The organism is Desertibacillus haloalkaliphilus (assembly GCF_019039105.1).
GTDB classification, from domain to species: domain Bacteria; phylum Bacillota; class Bacilli; order Bacillales; family KJ1-10-99; genus Desertibacillus; species Desertibacillus haloalkaliphilus.
Window position 1 is genome coordinate 1 of record NZ_JAHPIV010000403.1, and the last position, 363, is coordinate 363.

Consider the following 363-nt stretch of genomic DNA (forward strand, 5'->3'; position numbering starts at 1 on the left):
GTAAGACCTAATCGAATGGTCACACCCTTTTTTATTGCTTCAGCGTATAAAATATTGTGTAACTCTTTTCTCGATATTCCACAATTTATTTTATGCTTTCCAGCTTGTTGAGCTGGGAGTTCATGAAAAGCATGCCCTTGGGGACTACACATTTGTAATCGTTCATAAGACTTTCCACGAGCTATCACCTCATCAAGTACCCCAATATCATCTAAAACACGAACAGCATTCGATTGTAAAATAACACCAACACCATAAACATCATATTCTTTTTGAATTTCAACAATTTCTGTCTTGATGCCAACATTCTCTAAAGCAATAGCTGTTGATAACCCTCCAATGCCCCCTCCAACGATTAAAACC

At 37.5% G+C, this 363-nt stretch carries 1 protein-coding gene; it reads right to left on the reverse strand.

Annotated elements, in window-relative coordinates; all coding sequences use genetic code 11:
• A partial coding sequence (locus KH400_RS22525) for an FAD-dependent monooxygenase (RefSeq protein ID WP_217228438.1) occupies nucleotides 1-363 on the reverse strand: 363 nt, incomplete at both ends.